This is a genomic window from Pseudomonas sp. LG1D9 (genome assembly GCF_002949995.1).
GTDB lineage: Bacteria > Pseudomonadota > Gammaproteobacteria > Pseudomonadales > Pseudomonadaceae > Aquipseudomonas > Aquipseudomonas proteolytica.
The window spans coordinates 4,640,070-4,660,337 of sequence record NZ_CP026881.1; the positions used below are offsets into that span (position 1 = coordinate 4,640,070).

Below are 20,268 nucleotides of genomic sequence, written 5' to 3' on the forward strand. Positions count from 1 at the left end.
TCAACTGTGGGAGCTGGCTTGCCTGCGATAACGGTGCATCAGCCGATACAAGTGCTGAATGTCATACCGCTATCGCCGGCAAGCCAGCTCCCACCCAGGGCTTATTGCATATTGATGATGACTTCTTCCTGCCACTTCTGCGGCAAGCTCTTGGAGGTGGCCTCCCAGGCGGCCGGGTCCTTGATGGGCGTCACGTTTTTGTACTGTTCGTTAGGCAGCAGCTTGGCCTGCACTTCGGCGGGCAGGGTCAGGTGTTCGGCACGGATCGGCCGCGCATTGCCCTTGGCCAGGTTGATCTGCCCGGCATCACTGAAGATGTATTCGCGGGTCAGCTTGGCCGCATTCGGGTGCTTGGCGTATTTGTTGATGATGGTGGTATAGCCGGAAATCACCGAGCCATCCGATGGGATCAGCACCACGTAGTCATCCGGGTTGGCCATCTTCGCCTTGTAGCTCAGGCCGTTGAAGTCCCAGACCACGCCCACTTCCACTTCGCCTTTTTCCATGGTGGCGATGGTCGGGTTGGCCAGGGAAATACGCCCCTGCTTGGCAATGTCGGCGAACATCAGCAGCGCCGGCTGGATGTTCTTCTCGTCGCCACCGTTGGCCAGGGCGGCTGCCAATACACCGTTGGCAGCTTGGGCGGCGGTGCTCACGTCACCAATCGAGACCTTGTATTTTCCGGTCTTGAGGTCTGCCCACTTGGTCGGGACTTCGGAGCCGTGCAGCAGTTTTTTGTTGACGATGAACGCGATGGTGCCGGTGTAGGCCAGTGCCCAGTGACCGTCTTTATCTTTGGCCCAATCGGGGATCTGTTCCCAGGTGCTGGGCTTGTAGGGTTGCGTGACGCCCTTGGTGGCCGCAATCGGCCCAAAGGCTGCACCGACGTCGCCGATATCGGCGCTGGCATTGTCTTTTTCGGCAGCGAACTTGGCGATTTCCTGGGCCGAGCTCATGTCGGTGTCGATGTGCTTGAGGCCGTACTTGGCCGCCAGGTCTTCCCAGGTGCCTCTCCAGTTGGCCCAGTCATCGGGCATGCCGACGCTGTTCACAGCGCCTTCTGCCTTGGCGGCAGCTTCCAGGGTTTTCAAATCGGTGTCAGCGGCCATGGCGGCGGTGCACATGGCAATGGTCGAGCCTAACAGTGATGCCAGGAAAAGCTGTTTCATCCGAAGCTCCTTTGGGCGTTTTCAACGCTGCGATTTTTTGATGGCGCGGTGGGTTTGGTCTAGGTCAGCAATACACGAGCCAATTTAGGCGCGCTGGATGACAGTTTCATGTCGATGTCGTTTTTAAAGCGCCTGGGCAGGCGCCTGCCGGGTAAGCGTAGACCACGGCCATGACCCCGTAATACCTGGACTTGGCCGATGTATTGCAGGGCATGTGAGACGGCGGCACACGGCGCTGTCATCTGTCGGTCATGTGTGATGCCTAGGCTTGCACGCACTAGCCGTCGCCCACTCCAGGGGCATTTGGCGCACCCAAACAGTGCTGGCCTAGTCCAGATAGGTAACGTTGATGCGTGATGAGGCAACCAAAGCGGTGACAGCCATAGGCCTGGCGCTGCAAGAGCAGATCAGCCACGGCTTATTGAGCCCGGCGAGCAAATTGCCGGCCGAGCGCAAACTCAGTGAGTTGTTTGGTACCACCCGCATCACCGTGCGCGAGGCGTTGCTGCAACTGGAAGCCCAGGGCCAGATCTACCGCGAGGAGCGGCGTGGCTGGTTCGTTTCGCCACCCCGGCTGGCCTATAACCTGATGCAGCGCAGCCACTTCCACGCCATGGTCGGCGCCCAGGGGCGGGTGCCTTGCACTGAAGTCATATCGGCTCGCCTGCAACCGGCCTCGGCCGCTGTTTGTGCGTGGCTGCAACTGCCGGCGCTATCGAGCGTGATCCAGATCTGCCGCCGGCGACGTATTGATGGGCGGTTGGTGCTGTATGTCGAGCACTACCTCAACCCGCAGTATTTCCCGGGGATCCTCGCGTGTGACCTGAACGAGTCGATGACCGAGTTGTACGCCCGCCAGTACGACTTGCATTACGGGCGCGTGCGCTTTGAAATTGTGCCGACTTCATTGCAGGTGGAAGCGGCAGCCGCCCTGAAGGTCTCGGCAGGCAGCCCCGGGCTGCGGATCGCCCGGGTCAATTACGATCAGCACCAGCGCCTGATCGATTGCGACCTGGAGTTCTGGCGCCATGATGCGATTCACGTCGGGGTCGATGTGATCTGAGCGTCCTGCGGCCCACTCGCCGCCGTCACCACCTGCACACTCAAGCGCGGCATTGCCAGGTCCATGCCGGCCTCATCCAGGTGGCGCTTGAGCGACAGGTTGAACGCCCGCGACACTTCCCACTGCTTGATCGGCGCGGTCTTGAAGCGCGCGCGCAGGATGGCGTTGCCCGACTCGAAACTCTCCACTCCCTGGAACTCCAGGGGCGACCAGATATTGCGACGCTGCAGCGGATCGGCGCGCATCTTCTGGCCGACGTCGCGCATCAGTTTGATCGCGGTGTCGATGTCCATGCTGGCAGGCACCGCCACGCGGAAAATCGCATAGCCGAATTCCCGCGAGTAGTTCTTGATGCTCTTGATCTCGCTGAACGGGATGGTATGCACGATGCCATCGATATCGCGCAGGCGTACGGTGCGGATGGTCAGGCCTTCGACGGTGCCGAGGTGGCCGCCGACGTCCACATAGTCATCGATCGCCAGGGAGTCTTCGATGATGATGAACAGGCCGGTGATCAAGTCCGCTACCAGTGACTGCGCGCCAAAACCGATGGCCAGGCCGATCACACCGGCACCGGCCAGCAGTGGCGTGACGTTCATGCCCATGTTCGCCAGGGCGACGATGGCGGCGATGATAAAGATCGTCACGAACAACACGTTGCGGATCAACGGCATCATGGTCTGCGCCCGCGCATTCGCCAGGCCTTTGCGCGAGCGGGTGAGGGCGTGGTGGATCGCGGTGTCGCTGAGGATCCAGATTAGCCAGGCGAACAGCAGGGTACCCGCGAGGCCGAACAATTTGACGCTGATTTCATGCCCATCGCCCTCGGTAAAGCGGATCAGCGACCAGCCCCAGACCCGCAGGCCGAGCTCGATGAACACCAGCCACACCGCCAGGTGGGCCAGGGTGTAGACGAAACTTTTCAGCCGTTCGGAATACAACGCATGGCGCTTATGCCCACGTTGAGGCTTGAGGGCATGGCGGCGCACCAGGCCGTTGATCACCATGCACAGCACCAGCAACACCGTGCAGAGCAATGACTGGCGCAAGGCGGTGCTGGTGTCGCCTGCGGACACGAACGTGGCAAACAGCGAAATGCCCACCAGCAGCAGCGCCGGCAGGTACCAGAAGGTGCCGATGATCTCGATGGTGTCGCTCAAGGCGCGACGGGTCAGGCGCCGGGACAGTGGCTGGTTGCGGATCAGGTGCGCGATGGGTCGGCGGAAACGCAGGATAAACACGCCGGTAGACAGTGCGGCCAGCACATTGGCGACGGTCGCCGCGCTGTGTGCCAGGTGGGTGCCCAGGGCTTCGGTCAGGCGCGGGTCGCTCAGCGCCTCGCCAAAGGCGGCGAAGCTGCCGATCAGCCACAGCGGGCGAAACGCCTGGTGGCGCAGGATATAAAGGGCCCGGTGGCGGTGCGGGCCGTCGAGCACGGAAAAGGCAATGACGCAGATCGCCGAGAAACAGGTGCCGACCACCAGCGCGTACGCCAGGACCATTGCCAGGGACTTGCCCAGGGACGAGGGCAGGGCGTAGCTCAAGTAGACGGTGATCACCAGGGCAATCAGCCAGGGGCCGAGTTTGCGCAGGGCAAAACGCAGCATGTCCCAGGTCTTGGGGTGTTGGGGCAGTTCTTCACTGAGGCCAAAACGCAGGCGCACGCGATGGCTGAGCCAGATCAGCGCGGCCGCCAGCAGGCTCCAGAGCATCAGCACCATGGCAAAGCCAAAGATGATTGGCAGCCATTCGCTGGCTGGCAGCATCAAGGCGGAAAACTCGGCCTTGGCCTGGTCGAACTCGACGGACCAGCGATTGAGCGGGCTGTCGCTGCCGGACAGTTGTTGCTCCAGGCTCGCCAGGGTGCCGCCGATCAAGCCCAGCACCCCTTGCTCGGCTGCCGGTTGAGCTTTTTTTGTGGCTTCGCGCAGCTTCTTCAGGTCGGCCAGCAGCTTGGTGCGCTGCTGGTCGTTTTCCAGGGTCTTGATCACCTCGTCCAAAGACTGGCCCAGCGGCACGTCGGCTTGTGGTTGGGCTTTGGTGCTGCTGCCCAGGATGCCTGGCAGGCCGACCGCCTGGGCAGGGGCGATAGGCAACAGGATCAGCAGGCAAAGGAGCAGGCAGTAGGGCAGGGCAAACAGACGGGCAAGCACGAGGCGGTCAACCTTGGAAACGACAGATCGACCGAGTGTACGAGGGCGCTATGCCCATTGCGAGTGCATTTGTTATTCGGCCAGTTTTGCGAGGATTCGGTAAACGATGGTGCCGAGGATCAGCAGCATGCCGACCCACATGCCAAACACACCGAGGTTTTTGTCGCGGAAGTTGAAGCCAACGGCCAGCAGGATCATGCCCGTGAGGATGGGGATGAGCATGGCGTGGAAGGCGGACATCGGGATCATGGTGGGGACGGCCTTGTCGTAGAAAGATGATTACCAGTCTAGGCTGGATTGGCGCAAGTGGGGTTGATGTGTGTCAGATAGGGCGAAGGCTATGTGGCCAGGCGCTGTCGTGGCGAGGGGGCTTGTCCCCCGCTGGGCTGCGCAGCAGCCCCATTCAGCCTCACTGAGATCTATGAGATACAACGAGGTGGCAGGTTTTGGGGCTGCTGCGCAGCCCAGCGGGGGACAAGCCCCCTCGCCACATGTTATCCACAAGGAGTCTTCAGGGCAGGTCGCGGCTTGCGTAGAACGCACTCAACACCTTCACCAGGTGCGCCAGGTCGTGGCTGCCGCACAGCTCGCGGATCGAGTGCATGGCGAATGTCGGCAGGCCGATGTCCACGGTGCGCACACCCAGGTGGCTGGCGGTGATCGGGCCGATGGTCGAGCCGCAGCCCATGTCGCTGCGCACCACAAAACTCTGCACCGGTACCTCTTCGGCCATGCACAGGTGGCGGAAGAACCCGGCGGTTTCGCTGTTGGTGGCGTAGCGCTGGTTGCTGTTGACCTTGATCACCGGGCCGGCATTGAGTTTCGGGCCGTGGTTGGCGTCGTGTTTGTCGGCGTAGTTGGGGTGGATGCCGTGGGCATTGTCGGCAGACACCAGCAACGATTTCTGAATCGCACGTACGAACTCATCACCCTCAGGCAGCAGACGACGCAGGGTCTGTTCCAGCATCGGGCCGTCGGCACCGCAGGCTGAGCAGGAACCGACTTCTTCGTGGTCGGTACACACCAGCACGCAGGTTTCGTCGGTCTCGCTGGTGAGCAGCGCTTGCAGGCCGGCGTAGCACGACAGCAGGTTGTCCAGGCGGGCGCCGGCGATAAAGTCGCCATGCAGGCCGATCACCGCCGCGCCTTGGGTATCGTAGAAACTCAGCTCGTAGTCGAGCACCACATCAGCGTTCAACCCATGTTCGCGGGCCAGTTGGTCGGTGAGCACGGCACGGAAGTCCACGCGCTCATCACCGGCAAACTGCGCGAGGATTGGCGGCAGCTCGGTCTGGGCATTGATCGCCCAGCCCTGGTTGGCTTCACGGTTCAGGTGGATGGCCAGGTTGGGGATGATGGCGATCGGCAGCTTGAAGTCGATCAACTGGCTTTCGACCTTGCCGTCACGGCGGAACGTCACGCGGCCGGCCAGGGACAGGTCACGGTCGAACCACGGCGCCAGCAGCGCGCCGCCGTAGACTTCCACGCCCAGTTGCCAGAAGCCCTGGCGTTGCAGCTCAGGTTGCGGCTTGACCCGCAGGCATGGGCTGTCGGTATGGGCGCCGACCAGGCGGATGCCGTCGTGCAGGGGCGACTGGCGGCCCATCTTGAACGCGATGATCGAGGAGTCGTTGCGGGTCACGTAGTAGCGACCGTTGGCCTCGGTAGTCCAGGTCTCGCGCTCGTCGAGGCGCTGGAAACCGGCAGCTTCCAGGCGTTGGGCCAGGGCCGCAGTGGCATGAAAGGGGGTGGGAGAGGCCTTGAGGAAGTCGATCAGGCCTTGATTCAACGCTTCGCGCATAAGTAGCTCCAGACAGCAATGGCGCGAGTTTACCGTCCGGTGTGGCAAGTGCACAGAACAAATGTGGGAGCGGGCTTGCTCGCGAATGCGGTGGATCAGTTAGCTTATTCAGCGACTGACACAACGTATTCGCGAGCAAGCCCGCTCCCACATTTTTGATTGGGTTACCGATTTCAGAACGGTGCAGGGCACTCGAAGCGCAGGCGCTCGCCGCTTTGCGGGTGAGTAAAGCTCAGCATGCTGGCGTGCAGGCACAGGCGCGGCCAGGCGGCCAGGGCCTGTTCGTGGGCATACAAGCCATCACCCAGTAGCGGGTGGCCGATGGACAGCATGTGGACCCGCAACTGGTGTGAGCGCCCGGTAATCGGCGTCAACTCAACCCGGCACCAATCCCCGCAACGCTCCAGGACTTTCCAGAAGGTCAGGGCGTGCTTGCCGAACTCATGGTCCACCACATGGCGCGGCTTGGTCGGTGGGTCGTAGCGCAGGGGCAGGTCGATGCTGCCGCTGTCCAGATCCGGCTGGCCCCAGCACAAAGCGGTGTAGGCTTTTTCGGTTTCACGGTCGTGAAACTGGCGGGACAGTTCGCGGTGGGTGTCGGCATCCCGGGCCAGCAGGATGATCCCCGAGGTTTCCCAGTCCAGGCGATGGACGATGCGGGCCTCGGGATAACCGTTTTCTTGCAGGCGGGTGATCAGGCAGTCCTTGTTGTCGTCGGCGCGACCAGGCACCGAGAGCAGCAGGGTCGGCTTGTTCACCACCAGGACAGCGTCATCCTGGTGAAGGATATGAATATTGGACAGCGGCATTAAACAGTCTCGCAACAAACGCCAACGGCGACTGCGCCAACCACCCCTGTAGGGGCGGGTAGCGCAGCCGCCGTGGCGACCGCCTGTTCGATCAACGATCAGGCAGGGTGATATTGAGTTCCAGAATCGAGCAGCTGCCGTCGTTTTCCAGGGCGACATGCACGTCATCGTTGCCGATATTGACGTACTTGCGGATCACCTCAACCAGCTCCTTCTGCAGGGCTGGCAGGTAGTCCGGGGTGCTGCGTTGGCCGCGTTCGTGCGCCACGATGATCTGTAGACGCTCTTTCGCTACCGACGCGGTGCTTGGCTTTTTGTTGGCGCGAAAGAAGTCGAGAAATTTCATTATTTAGTTGCCTCCAAAGATACGCTCGAAGAATCCCTTCTTCTTTACATCGAGGAAGCGATGTTCCACGGTCTTGCCCAGCAGGCGATCGACAGCATCGCTGTACGCCTGGCCGGCGTCGCTCTGGTCGTCGAGAATCACCGGTACGCCCTGGTTGGAAGCCTTGAGCACGGCCTGGGATTCGGGGATCACGCCCAGCAGGGTCACAGCGAGGATTTCCTTGACGTCTTCAACGCCGAGCATTTCGCCATTGCTTACACGCTCAGGGTTGTAGCGGGTGAGCAGCAGGTGCTCCTTGATCGGGTCCTGGTTGTCTTCGGCGCGCTTGGACTTGCTGGCCAGCAGGCCGAGCATGCGGTCCGAGTCACGTACCGAGGACACTTCCGGGTTGGTCACGACGATGGCTTCATCGGCGAAGTACATCGCCAGGTGAGCGCCGGTCTCGATACCCGCCGGGGAATCGCAGACCACGTATTCGAAGGTTTCTTTCAGCTCGGCCAGAACTTTGCCTACGCCTTCTTTGGTCAGCGCGTCTTTGTCACGGGTCTGGCTGGCGGCCAGTACATACAGGTTCTCAAGGCGCTTGTCCTTGATCAGGGCCTGTTGCAGGTTGGCTTCGCCGTTGACCACGTTGACGAAGTCGTACACCACGCGGCGTTCGCAGCCCATGATCAGGTCGAGGTTACGCAAACCGACGTCGAAGTCGACGATGACTGTCTTGTGGCCGCGCAGAGCGAGGCCGGTACCGATAGCGGCGCTGGTGGTGGTCTTACCCACACCACCCTTGCCGGATGTAACCACGAGAATCTTGGCCAAGGTGTTTCACCCCTAAGGAAAAAGGACCTCTCAGTCCCTGAAAAACATCTCTTGAAACTCGCTGCAGGCGGACAGCCTTCGTAGGAAAAAGATGTGCCTCCCGTAGGGAGAACGCCAACTTTCAATTATTCCTACACAAGTCTTGCCGGTTTCGCTGTGCTATCAGAGTCCAGAGATGCTTGGAAAATGCGGCAGTATCCGTTAAAGACGGATGATGTTCAACACATCGCCCGACAGGCTGACTTGTACCCCGGCCCCCCACAGCGGATCACGGCGCAAATCTTCCGAAACCTTGTACTGGCCGGCGATGGACACCAGCTCAGCGCTCAATTGCTGGCAGAAAATCCGGGCCTTGGTATCGCCCTTGACTCCAGCCAGTGCCCGGCCACGCATTGGGCCGTATACATGGATGTTGCCATCGGCGAGAAGTTCCGCGCCGGGACTGACCGGAGCGACCACCACCAGGTCGCCGCCATGGGCGTAAATCTGCTGCCCGCCGCGTACGGGAGAGGTGATGATCCTTGTAGGCTTGATCGTCGGCTCTGGTGGTTTTTCCGGTTTTTTCTTCACTTCACCTTCCACCGGGTCGAGCACACGCTCGCGGGCGCCGGACGGTGGCAATACTGGCAGTTCAATGGCGATGGCGGCCGCGATGTCTTCGATACGGCTGGCGCGAATGGCCAGGGTGCGCAGGCCATGCTGGCGGCAAACACGCATCAACCCGGGCAGGTCGACCGCGCCCTGGCCGGCCGGCAATTTATCCAGGGCCAGCACCAGCGGCGCGTTGTTGAAGAAATTCGGGGCCAGGGCGACCTTGGCGGCGAGCTGGCGGTCCAGGGCATCAAGGTCGTTACGGGCCAGTTCCAGCACAGTAATGGCGAGCATGCTGCCTTTGAGCTGGAAGACGGGATCTTGGTCTAGCGATTCGGTTTGGCTCATGGTCGGCAAAGCGGCTTGTCACGAAAAGTGTCGAGACTTATAACGAGAACAACCGCTAGCCGCAAGCCGGGTCGAACCGTTGTAGAATGCGCGGCCCTGTCTTTACCGGAATCTGTAATGGATCGCCCGCGTTTTCGAGCTGTATTTTTTCACCCGCGTTTCTGGCTGCTATGGCTGGGGCTCGGTGTGCTGTGGCTGATTACCCAGTTGCCATACCGCGTGCTGCTGGGAATTGGTCGTGTGCTGGGTGCGTTTATGTACCGGGTGGCCGGTGAGCGCCGGCGCATTGCCGCGCGAAACCTGGAACTGTGCTTCCCGCAAATGTCCGCCCGGGAGCGTAAACATTTGCTCAAGGAAAACTTTGCATCCACCGGTATCGCCTTCTTTGAGATGGCCATGAGTTGGTGGTGGTCCAAACAGCGCCTGGCGCGCCTGGCCCATGTTGAAGGGCTGGAGCACCTCAAGCAGGCCCAACTGGAAGGCAAGGGCGTGATCCTCATGGCCCTGCATTTCACCACCCTGGAGATCGGTGCGGCCTTGCTGGGGCAGAAGCACACCATCGATGGCATGTACCGTGAGCACGGCAACCCGTTGTTCGACTTTATTCAGCGTCGTGGCCGCGAGCGCCACAACCTCGACTCCCTGGCGGTAGAGCGCGAAGACGTGCGTGGCATGCTCAAGCTGCTGCGCGCCGGCCGGGCGATCTGGTACGCGCCCGACCAGGACTATGGCGCCAAGCAGAGCATTTTTGTGCCGTTGTTCGGCATCCAGGCCGCCACAGTCACCGCCACCAGCAAGTTCGCGCGCCTGGGCAAGGCGTTGGTGGTGCCGTTTACCCAGGAGCGCCTGGCCGATGGCAGTGGTTACCGCATGGTGATTCATCCGCCTTTGAGCGACTTCCCCGGCGAATCCGATGAAGTCGATTGCCTGCGTATCAACCAATGGGTGGAAACCGCGGTGCGCGAGTGCCCCGAGCAATACCTGTGGGCTCATCGCCGCTTCAAGAGCCGGCCACCGGGCGAACCCAAGCTGTACGAAAAGCGCCGCTGAATAAACGGATTGTCCCCGCCCATGGAGTTATGCAATGCGCCCAACTGAACCGGTCACAGGCTTGATTCTTTCCGGCGGCGGGGCGCGTGCGGCGTATCAGGTGGGGGTATTGGCGGCGATTGCCGAACTGTTGCCACCAGGGGCTGCCAACCCTTTCCCGGTGATTGTTGGCACCTCGGCCGGGGCGATCAACGCGGTGAGCCTGGCGAGCGGCGCCATGGACTTTCGCGCAGCAATCGCGCGCCTCACCGCATTCTGGCAGGGCTTTCGCAGCCACTTGGTGCTGCGCAGCGACTGGCCGGGGGTGATTCACCAGGCCAGCCGCTTCCTGACCCGCAGCTTGCTGGGCCTGGGCTCACCAGTGCCGGTGGCACTGCTCGACAGTTCTCCACTGCGGGAACTGCTGCAGGAAAAGCTGCATTTCGAAGGCATCAATGAGGCAATCCGCCACAAACACCTGCACGCCGTCGCCGTGACGGCGTTCGGCTATGAGTCGGGGCAGGCGGTGACGTTCTATCAGGGCGGCGGCACCATCGACGCCTGGCTGCGCCACCGGCGCATTGGCTTGCCCACGGAACTGACCGTGGAGCACCTGCTGGCCAGTTCGGCGATTCCATTGCTGTTTGCCCCGGTCAAACTCGATCAGGAATATTTTGGCGATGGCGCCGTCCGCCAATCAGCGCCGATCAGCCCGGCGTTGCACCTGGGGGCCAGCCGGGTACTGGTGGTGGGTGTCAGTGGCAACCCGCGTTCCCCGGACCCCTCGGTGCCGCAGCAGCGCACCTACACCGGCCAGGAGCCGACCCTGGCGCAGATCGGTGGGCATATGCTCAACAGCACGTTCATTGACAGCCTGGAGAGTGACATTGAGTTACTGGAGCGCCTCAACCAGTTCAGCCATCTGCAACCGGCCAACAGCGCTGCGCGCGGTCTTGCACCGGTTGAAGTACTGGTGATTGCGCCCAGCCAACCCATCGATGAAATCGCGGCACGCCATCGCCAGGAACTGCCGGCGGCGTTGCGTCTGTTTTTGCGTGGGCCAGGGGCGACCAAAACCAGCGGGGCGGGGGTGCTCAGCTATCTGCTGTTCGAGGCGGGATATTGCAGTGAGTTGATCGAGTTGGGCCGGCGCGATGCGCTGGCCAAGCGTGAAGAGTTGCAGCGGTTCCTGGGCTTGACCCCGAACTGAATCGGGGCGCGGGCTTGTGTGGGAGAGGGCTTGCCCGCTCCCACAGGGGAGGCCGGGGTTGGCTTTAGAAGTGGTACTTGACCAACAGGCTCGCCGTGTCCTGGTTGGTCTCGAACGCGCCGCTGTCCTGGATCCCGTACTTGTTCTTCCAGTAGTCGTATTCAAAACCCACATACAACTGCTTGGCGCCCCAGCTCATGGCCTTGCCCAGGTCATATTTGACCTGTGGGTTGAAGTGCAGGTTGGCGTGGTAAGTGCCACGTGCGTTCTTGTCGTTATCCACCACCCAGTCCATGAAACCGTCGATCAGCACATCGGAGTTGCCCACTGGAATGGTGTAGGACCAGACCGGGGTGATCTGCCATACGCCGTCACCCGGGCGATTGCCTTCGGTCTGGCGCTGATAGAAGTTCAACTGGAAGTAGTCAAAGCCAGGGATGTTCAAGTCGAACGCCGGGCCGACCAAGTACGACTCGTTGTCGCCTTCGCCGAACTCGTAGGTGAACGCCAGCAATACATCTTTGATCGGGCCGAAGGACAAGTCTTTATCGAAGATCTTGCCAAACGACAGCCGCGGGCTGAACTCGCCGTAGTAAGTATTGGGGCCGACGTTGCCGTCTTCCTTACCGTTGTAAAAGATGCGGTCGAGGAAGAAGAAGTTGTCGCCGTACTTCCAGGCATCGGCATGTTCGAAGGTAACGGTTTGCTGGATCTCTGGGTTGACTTTGAAGTTCTTGCCCCACAGGTAAGTCAGGCTGTTGTTCTGCCACTGCAACAGGTCACCCGCTATTGCTTGGCCCCCGGCCAACAGGGATCCGGCCAATATCAGGCTGTTCACGGTACGTTTCATTCGGTTGCTCCCGAGCTAAAGTTTTGTGGTTTTTCTTCTACGCAGGCGCTCTGGTGTGGCGCCTTTTGGTTCGCTGCAAAAATCGTCTGTTCGGTCAGCTTTAATGCTTTTAGCAAGAGCTGCGCCAAAGTGTTTGAAAAGCCAAAAAATCCCCGCCGGCTGCATGGGATGCAGTCGGGTTCAGAGGACTTTTGCGCACTTTGGCAGCAGACATAAGGCCGGGATAAGTTGGCCTTTAAGTCAGCTTTTACATTCGCTGTTTTTTTTTGAGTCGATTCGAGCGGGCGCGGAGAATACTGGCTCCAGAGCCTGTGCTCAAGTGCGCTGTAAAAGAGCGCAGGGGGCGAGAATGGGGCACGGCGTGTGGCCGGCCCCAAGTCGGTGGTGTGCATGTTGATGTTCCCTGTTCGTTGTTGTTTTTGTAGTAACGAAGGAATCAATGCGTATGGGCGACGGCGGGGCGTTCCGAGCCGCCCAGAATGTTAAACAGCACGTTCAGCGACAACGCACTGAGCGTGGCCATGGCGATGCCACTGTGGGTAATCGGGCTCATCCACAAGGGCAACTGGGCGAAGAACTCCGGGCGCACCACGGGGATCAGGCCCATGCCGATACTGACCGCTACCAGCAACTGGTTGCGACGGTCGGCGATGTCGGCTTCCTGCAGGATCTTGATCCCGGTCGCCGCCACCATGCCAAACATTGCGATAGCCGCACCGCCCAGCACCGCAGGAGGGATCGATGCCACCAGGAATGCGGCCTTGGGCAGCAGGCTGAGGACAATCAGAAAGGCCCCCGCCATGATCGTCACCGAACGGCAGCGCACACCGGTCATCTGTACCAGGCCGATGTTCTGGGCGAAAGAGGAGTGGGTGAAGGTGTTGAAGAACCCGGCGAAAAACGACGCCCCGGCATCGCACAGCAGGCCGCGCCGCAGCATTTTCGGGGTAACTTCCTGGCCGGTGATCTTACCCAGCGCGAGGAACATGCCGGTGGACTCGACAAAGATAATCACCACCACCAGGCACATCGACAGAATCGGCGCCAACTCGAACGTGGGCATACCGAAGTGCAGCGGTGTGACCACCTGCAGCCACGGCGCCTGCTCCAGGCCGCCGAGGTCGACCATGCCGAGCAATCCACACAAGGCGTAGCCCAGGGCCATGCCGATCAGTACCGAGATATTGACCCAGAAGCCACGCATAAAACGGTTGATCAGCAAGATGGTGGCGAGCACCAGGCCGGCGATGGCCAGGTAGATCGGTGAGCCGAATTGCACAGCGGTAGCGCCACCGCCGGCCCAGTTCACCGCGACAGGAAACAACGAAAGACCGATAGCCGTAATCACGGTACCGGTCACCAGAGGTGGGAAGAAGCGCACCACCTTGGACATGAATGGGGCGATGACCATGCCAAAGAACCCGGCGGCGATGGTCGCGCCAAAAATCCCTTGCAGGCCGATACCTGGCATGCCGGCCATGGCGACCATGCTGCCGACGGCGGCGAAACTGGCGCCCATCATCACCGGCATGCGGATTCCCAGCGGGCCGATGCCAAACGACTGGACCATGGTGGCGATCCCCGCCACCAACAGGTCGGCGTTGATCAAAAAGGCGATTTCTTCACGGCTCAAGCCCGCGGCTTGTCCGATGATCAGCGGTACGGCCACCGCGCCGCCGTACATCAGCAGTACATGTTGCAGGCCTACCAGGATCAGTTGCAAAAGTGGAAGCCGCACCATGGCGGGCGCGGCAGGAATCTGCGTTTCTAACTGGGACATGCAACACCTCGAATCTTTTTTATTTTTGTGTTGTTTGGCAGTCAATTGCCATTTGGAGCTCGATCTCAAAATCACCGCAGATCCCCTGTGGGAGCGGGCTTGCTCGCGAAAACGGCGGCTCAGTCACCTTAAGGGTTGAATGACACACCGCATTCGCGAGCAAGCCCGCTCCCACATTTTGGATTTGCGTCAGGCTGTCAGTTAGTGCGGGCCCCCTGATTGATCCAACTGCCAATCAACTCCCGCTCCTGCTGGGTCATCTGGGTAATGTTGCCCAATGGCATGATCTGGCTGGCCACCGCCTGCGCTTGAATGCGCGCCGCCTGCTGCTGGATCTGCGCCGGGGTATCGAACATCACCCCGGCCGGCGCGGTGCTGAACAGCGGGCTGGTGGGCTTGGCCGAATGGCACACGGTGCAACGCTCTTCAATCACGCTGTGCACCTTGCCAAAATCCGTCGAGGCCTGGGCCGCAGGCGCTTGTGCCGCTGGTGCTGGTGCTGGCGCGGCGGGAGCTGCTGGCTTGAGGCCGCCACCCAACGCGGTTTCCGGCAATGGCTGGTACTCGATCGCTGCTGGCGCCTTGGCCACGTCCGGTGTGGTCGCCACGGGTTTAGGACCGGTGACATAGGCCAGGCAGATCATCGCCAGGGCGCCGACCGGTAGGGTCCACGCGTATTTCTGGCTGTCATGCCGGGTGTTGAAGTAGTGCCGTACCAATACCGCCGCCACCGCGATCCCGGCCAGGATCAACCAGTTGTACTGGCTGCCGTAGGTGCTCGGGAAGTGGTTGCTGATCATGATGAACAGCACCGGCAGGGTGAAGTAGTTGTTGTGACGCGAGCGCAGCAGGCCCTTGGCCGGCAGTGCCGGGTCTGGGGTGCGGTTTTCCGCAATCGCTGCCACTAGCGCACGCTGGGCCGGCATGATGATACGGAACACGTTGCCGACCATGATGGTGCCGATGATCGCACCCACATGCAGGTACGCACCGCGGCCGCTGAACACCTTGCTGAAGCCGTAGGCGGCGCCGATCAACAGGACGAACAGGATAAAGCCGAGCAGGGCAGGGCGTTTGCCCAGGGCCGAGTCGCACAGAAAGGAGTAGATGAACCAGCCGGCGAACAGTGAGCCTATGCCCAGCAACACGCCTTCGGTACCGCTGAGGCTGCTGCCGGGGGCGAGCAGGTACAGCGTCGGGTTGAGGTAGAACACCACGCACAGCAGCGCGACGCCCGACATCCAGGTGAAATAGGCTTCCCATTTGAACCAGTGCAGGTTGTCCGGCATGGTCGGTGGGGCCAGTTTGTATTTTTCCAGGTGGTAGATACCGCCACCATGGATCGCCCATAAATCGCCAGCCAGGCCGCTTTTGGGGTTGACGCGGTTCAGGTTGTTTTCCAGCCATACGAAATAGAAAGACGCACCGATCCAGGCCACGCCAGTGATCATATGAACCCAGCGCACGCTTAGGTTCAGCCATTCCAACAGATGTGCTTCCACAGTCTTTACCTCTCGCCCGTCACCCTTGTTGTCGGGTGATCGGACCTTCTCTTATTGGTGGGGGGCAAGGATCAACCGCTCATCCTCTTTGAAAAAATGCTCATCGCAGTTATTGCCTGTGCCACTGCGATCAACCACCAGGAAGTCATCCCGCTTTTCGATCGTCAGCACCGGGTGGTGCCAGACGCCGCGATGGTAATTAATGCCCTGCCTGCCGTTGGTGACGAAGGCGCGGACCAAGCCTGATACAGGTTCATCGCCAACCGGCGCGACCACGATCAGAAAGGGGTTGCCGAGCAGCGGGATAAAGGCCTGGCTGCCCAGCGGGTGTCTTTCCAGCATGCACACGGTCAGCGGCATGTCCTGCGCATCGGCGCGGAAGATGCTGATGATGGCGTGGTCTTCTGGCGTGGCGGTTTCTACCGTCGCCAGTTTATGAAAGCGCATGGTCGAGCCGTTGTTGATCATGAAGTGATCGCTGCCATCGGTTTCGATAACGTCTCCGAAAGGGGCGAAGGCTTCTTTGGTCAAGGGTTCGATCATCAGTGTGCGCATGGCTGTCTTCTTATCCGGATTCTGTGTTGTTTGTTCTGGCGCCTTCGCGAGCAAGCCCCCTCCCACATTTGGAATGCATTCCCCTGTGGGAGCGGGCTTGCTCGCGAATGGCATCACCGCTTACTTCGAAACCTTGCCGAAAACCCGCAGGCGGCTTACACCACCATCCGGGAATACGTTGAGGCGGATGTGGGTGATCGGGCCCAGTGCCTTGATCTGCTCGGCGAAGGTGTGTTCGGCGTGCATTTCCAGTTTCTGTGCCGGCAGCAGCTCGCGCCAGAACAGCGACTGGGTCTCGATCTGGCTGTCAGTGCCGCCTTTGACGAACGCGGCCTGGATCGAGCACGTGTCCGGGTAGTTGCCCTTGAAGTGCAGGGTGTCGACCACCACTTTCTCGATCTCGCCGGCATGCCCCAGCGCAACGATCACCCAGTCATTGCCAGGTGTGCGACGACGCGCGGTCTCCCAGCCATCGCCCATGTTGATGCCACGGCCCGGGTTGAGGATGTTGCCCATGCGCCCGAAGTGTTCGTCGGAGCAGGCCAGTGCGCGGCCGCCATTGAGGGAGGAGGCCAGGTCCACTTGTTCGTTGTCGCCCACGGCCGACCAGTCGCGGAACGGAATGCCGTACACCCGCAGACGCGCTACGCCACCATCGGGGAAGATGTTGAAGCGCAGGTGGCTGAATGCCTGGTCGTTGTTGATTTCGTGGAAATGATGGCTGTTGCCCTGCAACTCTACGGCAGACAGCACTTCGACCCACTGGGTGTTGTCATCGGGCTCGCCCGACGCCAGGAAGCAGCCTTCCAGGGACGCCGATGGCGGGAAGTTGCCGGTGAAGAATGAAGTGTCGATGTCCACGCCCTTGATCGAGCCCGGTACGCCCAGGCGGATCACCGCGCTGTCGAAGCCTTCGAAGCGCTTGCGGCGTGACTCCCAGCCGTCCATCCACTTGCCGTTATCATCGAAAACGCCCTCCTTCCATACGGCCGGGGTCGGCTGGAACAGTCGGTTGGCATCGGCGAACCAGTCATCTGTCACAGAGATGATCTTGGTGCCCAGGCGGGCGTCGGCCAGGTTGACTAACTTCTCGAAAGGTAGGAGTTGCGCTTTCATTCTTCTTGTCTGCCTTAGATAGAGTGGCTGGGGATGGTCGTTTAGAGGGTCAATAAACGGAACAACGCGATCTTGTTGATCTCTGCCAGTGCGCACTTGAACTCGGTCTCGACCGGGTTATGGATGCGCGTTTCAAACGCGGCGAGGATCTGATGCCGGTTGCTGCCTTTTACCGCCATGATGAAGGGAAACTTGAACTTGGCCTTGTAGGCGTCGTTCAGCTCGGTGAAGCGCGAAAACTCGTCGCTCGAGCATTGGTGGATACCGGCGCCAGCTTGTTCATGGGTGCTGGCTTCGGTCAGTTGGCCCTGGACGGCAGCTTTGCCGGCCAGGTCCGGGTGAGCGTTGATCAGGGCCAGTTGCCTGGTGTGATCGGCGCTCAATAGGATATCGCTCATGCGCTGGTGCAGGGTTTCGATCTCATCGATCGAGGCGTCCTGGCCCAGGTCGAAGGCCTTTTCGGCCACCCATGGCGAGTGTTCATAGATATCGGCGAAGGCTGCGACAAATTCGTCGCGGCTGAGGGCCGATGGTTTCAAGGTTTGGAAAGCAGTCATTTGGCGGCTCCCTGGAAAGGGTGTACGTCATGCCAGTGGCGGGCAATGTCGACGCGGCGGGTGAACCACACCTGGTCATGGCCCTTGGCGTATTCGATAAAGCGCTTGAGTGCGGCCAGGCGCGCCGGGCGGCCGATCAGGCGGCAATGCAGGCCGATGGACAGCATCTTCGGCGCCTCGGCACCTTCGGCATACAGCACATCGAACGCGTCCTTGAGGTACTCGAAAAAGTCGTCGCCCTTGTTGAAACCCTGGACCTGGGTGAAGCGCATGTCATTGGTGTCCAGGGTGTAGGGGATCACCAGGTGCGCCTTGCCGGTCGGGTTGTTCGGTTCCCAGTAGGGCAGGTCGTCGTCGTAGGTGTCGCAGTCATACAGGAAGCCACCTTCTTCCATCACCAGCCGCCGCGTATTCGGGCCGGTGCGCCCGGTGTACCAGCCCAGTGGGCGCTCGCCGGTCAGCTCGGTAAGGATGCGGATGGCTTCGAGCATGTGCTCGCGCTCCTGGGCCTCATCCATGTACTGGTAGTCGATCCAGCGGTAGCCGTGGCTGCAAATCTCGTGACCGGCGGCGACCATCGCACGGATTACATCGGGGTGACGCTGGGCGGCCATGGCCACGGCGAAGATGGTCAGCGGAATGTCGAATTCCTTGAACAGCTTGAGGATGCGCCACACGCCGGCACGGCTGCCGTATTCGTACAGCGACTCCATGCTCATGTTGCGCGCGCCTTGCAGCGGCTGGGCCGAGACCATTTCCGAGAGGAAGGCTTCCGACTCTTTGTCGCCGTGCAGGATATTGCGCTCACCGCCTTCTTCGTAATTGAGTACGAACGACAGGGCGATACGCGCCTTGCCCGGCCAGTGAGGGTGCGGTGGGTTACTGCCGTAACCGATCAGGTCGCGTGGGTAGTCAGCGCTCACTGCAGTCTTCCTTCTTGTTCGTGATCGATGGTGTGGCGGCCGTTGCGTCACAGCGATGGGCTGATTGTATACAACTTAATGGTCACTTTGTAAGCCTGTATTTCTGCATTTTTTCCAAGTGGTCGTGCCGGCCTATCCTTGCAAGAAACTTGCCCGACTGGTCAACTAAATCTCAAAAACCTGCGGCACCGCTTTAGTGTAGGAGCGGGCTTGCCTGCGATAGCGATCTTCCTGTAACCGCACTGCTCGCAGATACACCGTCATCGCCGGCAAGCCAGTGCCCATTGGGGAAGAGGGGGGTTGTTGAATTTATTGTGTACAATTTTTTTGAAAAGTGTCTTAATCAGCCATCGCCGGCTTTTTCAATGCCCCACAAAGGTGCGGCCTCTTATTAATCGATGACACGGGAGCTCCAATCCATGGGACGACTGACCACACACGTACTGGACGCCGCACACGGCTGCCCAGGCAGCGCCATCAAGGTTGAACTGTACCGCGTCGAGGGCGCGCAACTGGAGCTGGTCGCCAGCGCCCTGACCAACAGCGACGGCCGTTGCGACGCACCGCTGCTGCAAGGTGACGACTACCGCAGTGGGGTCTACCAGTTGCAGTTCAGTGCCGGGGATTACTACCGCGCCCGTGGTGTGCAACTGCCGGAACCGGCGTTTCTCGATGTGGTAGTGCTGCGTTTTGGCATCAGTGCCGAACAGGATCACTACCATGTGCCGCTGCTGATTTCGCCCTACAGCTACTCCACTTATCGCGGTAGCTGAGTCGTCGCCTCGCTTCACACCCCCAAATGCTCTTCGTTGGTTTCGCCCGCTCACACTGCGGGCTTTTTTTTGCCCGCTCTGTAGGAGCGAGCTTGACTCCGGGCGGCGCTCCGACGAAAAACGTCAACGATAACGCGTGTTGTCTGGCTACACGCGGCGCTCTCAAGTTCTTCGTCGGAGCGCCGCCCGGAGACAAGCTCGCTCCTACACGGCGTCAGGAAGCCACTAGCCCCTGAGCAGCGATGCCGCCCCGGCGCTGCCAAACAGCCCGGCACTGAAGCGGTTGAACCAGCTCTGGCCCTTGCCGGTGCGCAGGTAGCGCGCGGCGCCGTGGGCACCCAGGCCGTAGGCCAGCTTGCATAGCAGGTCAAGCACGGTCCAGGTGGCGATCATGATCAGCAGTTGCGGCAGAAACGGCTGCTGGCTGCTGAGAAACTGCGGCAGGAAGGCGGCGAAAAACAGAATGTCCTTGGGGTTGCTGGCGCCCAGCACAAAAGCCCGGCCAAACAGTGCACGAAAACGCGGCACGGGGGCTGCGTCCGGCACCACGGCGCCCTGGGACGGCAGGCGCGATTGCTGCCAGCTCTGCCACGCGAGGTAGAACAGATACAGCGCACCGACGATCTTCAAGGCGCTGAACAACTGCTCCGACGCCAGCAACAAGGCCCCCAGGCCCAGGGCCGAGGCGCTCAACAGGCAGATCGAGGCAAACACCCCGCCAAGAAACGCCGGGTACGAACGGCGCAGGCCGTAGTTCAGGCTGTTGCTGATCATCAGCAGCGACAGCGGCCCCGGAATCAGGATCACGATCAAAGCAGCGCCGCTGAACAGCAGCCAGGTTTCCACGCTCATTACATTCCTCCATACATGCAAAAGC

Annotated in this window: 21 protein-coding genes; 4 read left to right on the plus strand and 17 right to left on the minus strand. The window is 60.7% G+C overall.

Features of this window, described 5'->3' with window-relative positions; all coding sequences use genetic code 11:
- Window positions 1–101: 101 nt before the first annotated feature.
- Window positions 102–1,169 carry an ABC transporter substrate-binding protein gene (locus C5F71_RS21700; RefSeq protein ID WP_092235035.1) on the minus strand — a complete coding sequence of 356 codons (1,068 nt, stop codon included), beginning with the start codon at window positions 1,167–1,169 and terminating at the stop codon, window positions 102–104.
- A 349-nt stretch (window positions 1,170–1,518) separates the two neighbouring features.
- On the opposite strand from C5F71_RS21700, the gene C5F71_RS21705 reads away from it, so the two are divergent.
- Window positions 1,519–2,232, plus strand: a complete 714-nt coding sequence (locus C5F71_RS21705) for a UTRA domain-containing protein (protein ID WP_104911903.1) — start codon at window positions 1,519–1,521, stop codon at window positions 2,230–2,232.
- Here C5F71_RS21705 and C5F71_RS21710 read toward each other — a convergent pair.
- The 7 genes from C5F71_RS21710 to minC form a co-directional block, all read right to left on the minus strand.
- Window positions 2,208–4,385, minus strand: coding sequence for a mechanosensitive ion channel family protein (locus C5F71_RS21710; RefSeq protein ID WP_104911904.1), 2,178 nt, complete (start codon window positions 4,383–4,385; stop codon window positions 2,208–2,210). The two genes, C5F71_RS21705 and C5F71_RS21710, sit on opposite strands and share 25 nt — an antisense overlap.
- Window positions 4,386–4,457: 72 nt before the next feature.
- Window positions 4,458–4,634, minus strand: a complete 177-nt coding sequence (locus C5F71_RS29095) for a hypothetical protein (RefSeq protein WP_166647837.1) — start codon at window positions 4,632–4,634, stop codon at window positions 4,458–4,460.
- Window positions 4,635–4,896: 262 nt separating this feature from the next.
- The gene (locus C5F71_RS21715) at window positions 4,897–6,186 is read right to left on the minus strand and encodes a M18 family aminopeptidase (RefSeq protein WP_029300406.1); all 1,290 of its coding nucleotides are present in this window, start codon (window positions 6,184–6,186) and stop codon (window positions 4,897–4,899) included.
- A gap of 173 nt (window positions 6,187–6,359) precedes the next feature.
- Window positions 6,360–6,995 (minus strand): RluA family pseudouridine synthase, encoded by a 636-nt coding sequence (locus C5F71_RS21720; RefSeq protein ID WP_029300403.1) that lies wholly within the window; start codon window positions 6,993–6,995, stop codon window positions 6,360–6,362.
- A 91-nt stretch (window positions 6,996–7,086) separates the two neighbouring features.
- Window positions 7,087–7,341: a cell division topological specificity factor MinE gene (gene minE, locus C5F71_RS21725; RefSeq protein ID WP_003175252.1), complete on the minus strand. Its 255-nt coding sequence runs from the start codon at window positions 7,339–7,341 to the stop codon at window positions 7,087–7,089.
- A gap of 3 nt (window positions 7,342–7,344) precedes the next feature.
- Complete coding sequence (gene minD / locus C5F71_RS21730; protein ID WP_092235041.1) at window positions 7,345–8,157, minus strand: septum site-determining protein MinD; 813 nt, start codon at window positions 8,155–8,157, stop codon at window positions 7,345–7,347.
- A 201-nt stretch (window positions 8,158–8,358) separates the two neighbouring features.
- Window positions 8,359–9,096 (minus strand): septum site-determining protein MinC, encoded by a 738-nt coding sequence (gene minC, locus C5F71_RS21735; RefSeq protein ID WP_104911905.1) that lies wholly within the window; start codon window positions 9,094–9,096, stop codon window positions 8,359–8,361.
- Between the two features lie 117 nt (window positions 9,097–9,213).
- Here minC and C5F71_RS21740 point away from each other — a divergent pair, with 117 nt between their 5' ends.
- Together C5F71_RS21740 and C5F71_RS21745 are read left to right on the plus strand one after the other, a co-directional pair.
- Window positions 9,214–10,146 (plus strand): lipid A biosynthesis lauroyl acyltransferase, encoded by a 933-nt coding sequence (locus C5F71_RS21740; protein ID WP_104911906.1) that lies wholly within the window; start codon window positions 9,214–9,216, stop codon window positions 10,144–10,146.
- A 34-nt stretch (window positions 10,147–10,180) separates the two neighbouring features.
- Window positions 10,181–11,335: a patatin-like phospholipase family protein gene (locus C5F71_RS21745; protein ID WP_029300396.1), complete on the plus strand. Its 1,155-nt coding sequence runs from the start codon at window positions 10,181–10,183 to the stop codon at window positions 11,333–11,335.
- Between the two features lie 64 nt (window positions 11,336–11,399).
- Here C5F71_RS21745 and C5F71_RS21750 read toward each other — a convergent pair whose 3' ends face one another.
- The 8 genes from C5F71_RS21750 to puuE all read right to left on the minus strand — a co-directional run bounded on the left by C5F71_RS21750 (window position 11,400) and on the right by puuE (window position 18,618).
- On the minus strand, window positions 11,400–12,185 hold the full coding sequence (locus C5F71_RS21750; protein WP_029300394.1) for an outer membrane protein OmpK: 786 nt from the start codon (window positions 12,183–12,185) through the stop codon (window positions 11,400–11,402).
- The gene (locus C5F71_RS28980; protein WP_158682882.1) at window positions 12,182–12,577 is read right to left on the minus strand and encodes a hypothetical protein; all 396 of its coding nucleotides are present in this window, start codon (window positions 12,575–12,577) and stop codon (window positions 12,182–12,184) included. The genes C5F71_RS21750 and C5F71_RS28980 overlap by 4 nt, the downstream gene beginning before the upstream one ends.
- Window positions 12,578–12,621: 44 nt before the next feature.
- Entirely contained in the window at window positions 12,622–13,965 is a 1,344-nt protein-coding gene (locus C5F71_RS21755) for a nucleobase:cation symporter-2 family protein (protein ID WP_029300392.1), read from the minus strand.
- Window positions 13,966–14,162: 197 nt separating this feature from the next.
- Entirely contained in the window at window positions 14,163–15,467 is a 1,305-nt protein-coding gene (locus tag C5F71_RS21760; protein WP_104911907.1) for a urate hydroxylase PuuD, read from the minus strand.
- Between the two features lie 51 nt (window positions 15,468–15,518).
- The gene (locus C5F71_RS21765; RefSeq protein ID WP_029300388.1) at window positions 15,519–16,022 is read right to left on the minus strand and encodes an ureidoglycolate lyase; all 504 of its coding nucleotides are present in this window, start codon (window positions 16,020–16,022) and stop codon (window positions 15,519–15,521) included.
- A gap of 120 nt (window positions 16,023–16,142) precedes the next feature.
- Window positions 16,143–17,138: an allantoicase gene (alc, locus tag C5F71_RS21770; RefSeq protein ID WP_104911908.1), complete on the minus strand. Its 996-nt coding sequence runs from the start codon at window positions 17,136–17,138 to the stop codon at window positions 16,143–16,145.
- A 41-nt stretch (window positions 17,139–17,179) separates the two neighbouring features.
- Window positions 17,180–17,695 carry a 2-oxo-4-hydroxy-4-carboxy-5-ureidoimidazoline decarboxylase gene (gene uraD / locus C5F71_RS21775; RefSeq protein ID WP_029300384.1) on the minus strand — a complete coding sequence of 172 codons (516 nt, stop codon included), beginning with the start codon at window positions 17,693–17,695 and terminating at the stop codon, window positions 17,180–17,182.
- Entirely contained in the window at window positions 17,692–18,618 is a 927-nt protein-coding gene (puuE, locus tag C5F71_RS21780) for an allantoinase PuuE (protein WP_029300381.1), read from the minus strand. The genes uraD and puuE overlap by 4 nt, the downstream gene beginning before the upstream one ends.
- 419 nt (window positions 18,619–19,037) lie before the next feature.
- Between puuE and uraH the strand changes: the two genes are divergently transcribed.
- Entirely contained in the window at window positions 19,038–19,391 is a 354-nt protein-coding gene (uraH, locus tag C5F71_RS21785) for a hydroxyisourate hydrolase (protein WP_092235056.1), read from the plus strand.
- Between the two features lie 225 nt (window positions 19,392–19,616).
- Here uraH and C5F71_RS21790 read toward each other — a convergent pair whose 3' ends face one another.
- A complete protein-coding gene (locus C5F71_RS21790; RefSeq protein ID WP_032863245.1) occupies window positions 19,617–20,243 on the minus strand; it encodes a LysE family translocator in 627 nt (208 codons plus the stop codon).
- Window positions 20,244–20,268 lie beyond the last annotated feature (25 nt).